This window comes from Mailhella sp. (genome assembly GCF_057866825.1).
The window spans coordinates 1-4,107 of record NZ_DBMAHT010000155.1 but is presented as its reverse complement, the minus strand read 5'-3'; the positions used below and the strand labels follow the sequence as shown (position 1 = coordinate 4,107).

Here is a 4,107-nt window from a genome sequence, read left to right as displayed (position 1 = left end):
CCCCGGCTGCGGAAACGGAAAAGGCTCCTGCCGCCGAACAGCCCGCTGCCGAGCAGCCTGCGGCTCCGGCCGAAGCCGCCAAGTAGAAGTTTCCGGATTTCCGGCAAAAGAGCGTTTCTTTCGGGGAACGCTCTTTTTTTGTCCTGTAAAAATGAGGCGCGGGCCTGGAAGGCGACGGGCAGGGCGACGGAACGGCGCAGTCTGCCGGTCGCGTTTTTTGGCGTGCGGCGCGGGTTTTCGCCCCATTGACAAGCCCTGCGGCCGTTTTTTATAGCTCTTGCCGGATATGTCGGCGAGCAGCCTTTGGCGCCTGACGAAAGCGTTCCCCCCTCCTTTCTGAATTCCTTGAAGCGACGGTTTAACTATGGCGAAATACTATCTGGCGGAACAGGTCGCGCTGCAGCATTCCTCTTCCCTTGACTACGCGCGCGAATTTCTGTTCAACGCCCTGAACATCGGCGAGGAAATGCTCATCAGCGGCGCGGAGGTCAGTCGCGTGGAAGACAGCGTCCGGCGCATCTGTCTGGCCTACGGCGCGGAAAAGGTGGATGTGTTCACCATTACCTCGGCCATTGTGGTCACCGTGTATTCGCCCATGTTCGGCTCCGTCACCCAGACCAGACGCATCACATCCACCAAATACGATCTTTTCAAGCTGGCCAGGCTCAACGCGCTTTCCCGGCGCATCTGCGAAGAAATGCCGCTGTTCGAGGTGGTCGAAGAAGAACTTGAAAAAATATGCACGGGAACGCCTCAGTATTCGTTTGCCGTCATGCTGGCCATCCATGCGCTTATTTCCGCGTCGTTCACGCTGTTTTTCGGCGGCTCCTGGCTCGACGCCGCGGCGTCTGCCGTCATCGGTCTGTTTTTGAAGTACATGGATTCCGTTTCCCGCCTGCTGGAGCTTCCTTCCACGGTGGCGGCAGTGCTGTGGTCGTTTGCGGGCGGCTGCCTTGCGCTCTTCTTCGTGTCCTGCGGACTCGGCGATTCGGCGGAAAAGATCAGCATCGGCAACATCATGCTGCTTATTCCGGGCATGCAGCTGACGAACTCCATCCGCGACGTGTTCAACGGGGATACGTTGTCGGCCATTCTGGGCTTCTGCAACGCCTTTGTGCTTGCCGCGCTCATTGCGTTCGGCTTTGCCCTGCCTACGCTTATCTGGTGAGGCCTTTTCATGATGATTACCGAATGGATTATTCAGCTCGTCACGGCCTTTACCGGCGCGCTCGGCTTTGCGGTTCTTTTCAATGTGCAGTCCGCCAGACTCTTCTGGGCAGGGCTCGGCGGCATGGTGGGCTGGGCGGCGTATCTTGCCCTCGGCGCATGGTATGAAAGCGACGTGATACGCTTCTTTCTGGCGTCGGCCTGCTTCACCCTGTACGCCGAACCGCTGGCCCGCCTCAAAAAAACGCCGACCACCGTGTTTCTGGTGCCCGCCGCCATCCCCATGGTGCCCGGCGCGTCGCTGTACCGCTCCATGAGCTTTGCCGTGAGCGGAGAGTGGAACGCCTTTGCACAGCAGATTCTGTACACGCTGCTGCTTGCCGCAGCCATCGCGGCAGGCATAGTCTGCGCCATGACATTGGTTCACATCATCCGGCGGCTGATGCGCGTTCTTGGCGTGTGCAGACTTCACGCTTCGGCAAGAAAGGAGTAACCAGTTGAAACTAATTGATATTCTACAAAAGAAACGAAAAAAATAATTTTTTGAAGGAAAAACGCTTGACGAGTGGGGTCGTTTCCCCTATAAACACACCTGCGTCGAGCGTATGGGTCACTAGCTCAATTGGTAGAGCAGTTGACTCTTAATCAATTGGTTCGGAGTTCGAGTCTCCGGTGACCCACCATACTAACGACGGATTTTTCCTTCGAGACGCATCAGGCAGATTTTTCTGCCCACATGGGTCACTAGCTCAATTGGTAGAGCAGTTGACTCTTAATCAATTGGTTCGGAGTTCGAGTCTCCGGTGACCCACCATGTGACTTTATGAGGCTGTTTACACAGCCTCTTTTTTTTGCTTAAAAGGAACTGCCCCTGCATCGGATCGGGGTCTTACTTCAGCCACGGGATAGCGTCATGCCCATTGTCCGGACGGTTCCATTCCGTTTTGTCCGCTCGTTCATTTCTTTTTTCCTGGTGTGCTTCACGGTTGCCTTTCTTGTCATGTCGAAGCGGGAGTTCGACGAGGTGACCATCAATCAGGTGCTGTTCCACATGCAGCTCATGAGGGACAACATCGTGACCATGCCGGGAGACTTCATTCATGTTTTTCTCTGGCATGTGCGCAATGCCGTGCTGTGCGCTCTTACCTTTGCCTTTCTGCGGGAAGCGGCGGTGCGCAATCAGGAAAAGCCGGGCGTTTTGTTTGCTGTGCTCTGCCTGATGTTTGTTGCTCTGTGGTTTATCGTGCCGGGTTCGTTCATTGATGACGCCTTCGTTGCGGTGCGCTGGATCGTGGTGGCGGCGCTCGTGATTTCCGCCGCCGGAGCCGCGGGGCTCGCCGGACGCCTGACCCGGTTTCCGGCCCGCGTCGTCCGCTGGCTCTCCGGCGGATGGCGTCTTGCCGGCATATGGTTCGGCATTCTGCTGTACTCCATGTACTACGTGAACTTCTTTACCTTCTTTCAGGAACAGGCCGTGCTCGGCGATTTTTACACCGAAGGCGCGTACATTGATCCCAGAACGGTGAAGGTTTCCGGCACGGGCACGAAAAATCTCATGATCATCTACTGCGAGAGCATTGAGGACACCTTCGGCAGAAGCGACGTCATGGGGGAAGATCTGCTTGCTCCGCTGCGTCCTTCCATCGAAACGCCCGATCTGCGCATCGATCAGATGCCCGGGGCGGATTTCACCATCGGCGGCATTGTGGCGTCGCAGTGCGGCATTCCGCTCAAGTCCATTTCCATTCTCAGCGGCAACCTCACCGGATGGGCGCTGGACCGCTATCTGCCCGGAGCCGTCTGCCTCGGCGACTATCTCAAGGCCGACGGCTATCACAACGTGTACTACAACGGCTCAAGCGGCGTGTTTTCCGGGCTGAACAAGTTTTTTCTCAGTCACGGCTATCAGGAGTTCATGGGCAAGGAAGACTGGATAGAGAAAAAGCACGTGGATCCCGCCACCATGAACACCTGGGCCATGTACGACAACGATATGGTCGATCGCAGCATCGCCCGCATCGACGAGCTCATGGCCGAAGGCAAAAAGTTCAGCTTTGCGCTTTCCACCATGGATACCCATGAACCGGGCTTTCTTTCCCCTCCGTGCGTGGACGAAGGATTTTCGGAAAACTGGTCCGGCTATGTGAAGTGTTCCCTTTCCCAGGTGGAGCGGCTGCTCAAGCATATTCGCGACAAGGGCTGGGAAGAGAAGTTCGTCATTCTCGTCATGGGCGATCATCAGGCCAGAATGGCCGAGATGGACAACGTGGACCTCAAGCACGTGAAGGGACGGTATGTGCTCTGTTCCCTGCAGCGGGACGCCACCCTCAAGCCCGTGCGATCCATCATTACGCATTTTGATCTTTTTCCGACGCTGCTGACGGCGCTGGGCTTTTCCGTGCAGGGCGAGCGGCTGGGCTTCGGCTACAACGTGTTTTCGTCGGACGTGCAGCCGGAGGCGAATTACCGCGACAGGCTGCGCAAGAGAGTCCTGAGTCACAGCAAGGTGTACGAAAGCCTCTGGCTCCCGGAATATGCGGAGCGGGACGAGTAGGGCGGTCGGCTTCCGTTTTGCGCCGGGCATGTTTTTCGGCCGGGAGGGCGAAAAAGGACTTGCCAGCGCTGAAAGATTCGGATATAAACAACAACACATTAACACTGACTGCATGATTGCAGTGGACATATTTGCTGGTGTCCATAGAGAAGCGGGTACACCCGATCCCATTCCGAACTCGGAAGTTAAGCGCTTCATCGCCCATGATACTGCGCATCTTTACGTGGGAAAGTAGGCCGATGCCAGCATTATTTTCAAGCCCCTGTGGAATTCCGCAGGGGCTTTTCTTTTTGTACGGCATGTTCCTATGAAGATAGATCTTACCCAGGGCAGCCCGCTCAAGGGCATGTTGTGGTTTGCCCTGCCCGTGTTTCTCGGCAACGTGT

At 56.4% G+C, this 4,107-nt stretch carries 4 protein-coding genes, 2 tRNA genes and 1 rRNA gene; all 7 read left to right on the top strand.

The window, feature by feature from the left end:
• The coding region (locus ACZM96_RS09890) for a hypothetical protein (protein WP_489488842.1) at nt 1-249 on the top strand (249 nt) is incomplete at its 5' end.
• Nucleotides 250-364: 115 nt separating this feature from the next.
• The gene (locus ACZM96_RS09885) at nt 365-1,168 is read left to right on the top strand and encodes a threonine/serine exporter family protein (protein WP_489488841.1); all 804 of its coding nucleotides are present in this window, start codon (nt 365-367) and stop codon (nt 1,166-1,168) included.
• Between the two features lie 9 nt (nt 1,169-1,177).
• Nucleotides 1,178-1,660 carry a threonine/serine exporter family protein gene (locus tag ACZM96_RS09880; RefSeq protein ID WP_489488840.1) on the top strand — a complete coding sequence of 161 codons (483 nt, stop codon included), beginning with the start codon at nt 1,178-1,180 and terminating at the stop codon, nt 1,658-1,660.
• A 114-nt stretch (nt 1,661-1,774) separates the two neighbouring features.
• Nucleotides 1,775-1,850, top strand: a tRNA-Lys gene (locus tag ACZM96_RS09875).
• Between the two features lie 55 nt (nt 1,851-1,905).
• A tRNA-Lys gene (locus ACZM96_RS09870) sits at nt 1,906-1,981 on the top strand.
• A gap of 186 nt (nt 1,982-2,167) precedes the next feature.
• Entirely contained in the window at nt 2,168-3,721 is a 1,554-nt protein-coding gene (locus tag ACZM96_RS09865; protein ID WP_489488839.1) for a sulfatase-like hydrolase/transferase, read from the top strand.
• Nucleotides 3,722-3,854: 133 nt separating this feature from the next.
• Nucleotides 3,855-3,969: ribosomal RNA gene (rrf, locus tag ACZM96_RS09860) — 5S ribosomal RNA — on the top strand.
• Nucleotides 3,970-4,107 lie beyond the last annotated feature (138 nt).

Excerpts from the sequence above, each read along its gene's own strand:
- ACZM96_RS09865 (WP_489488839.1), top strand. The coding sequence starts at position 2,168 with ATGTCGAAGCGGGAGTTCGACGAGGTGACCATCAATCAGGTGCTGTTC.
- ACZM96_RS09880 (WP_489488840.1), top strand. The coding sequence starts at position 1,178 with ATGATGATTACCGAATGGATTATTCAGCTCGTCACGGCCTTTACCGGC.
- ACZM96_RS09885 (WP_489488841.1), top strand. The coding sequence starts at position 365 with ATGGCGAAATACTATCTGGCGGAACAGGTCGCGCTGCAGCATTCCTCT.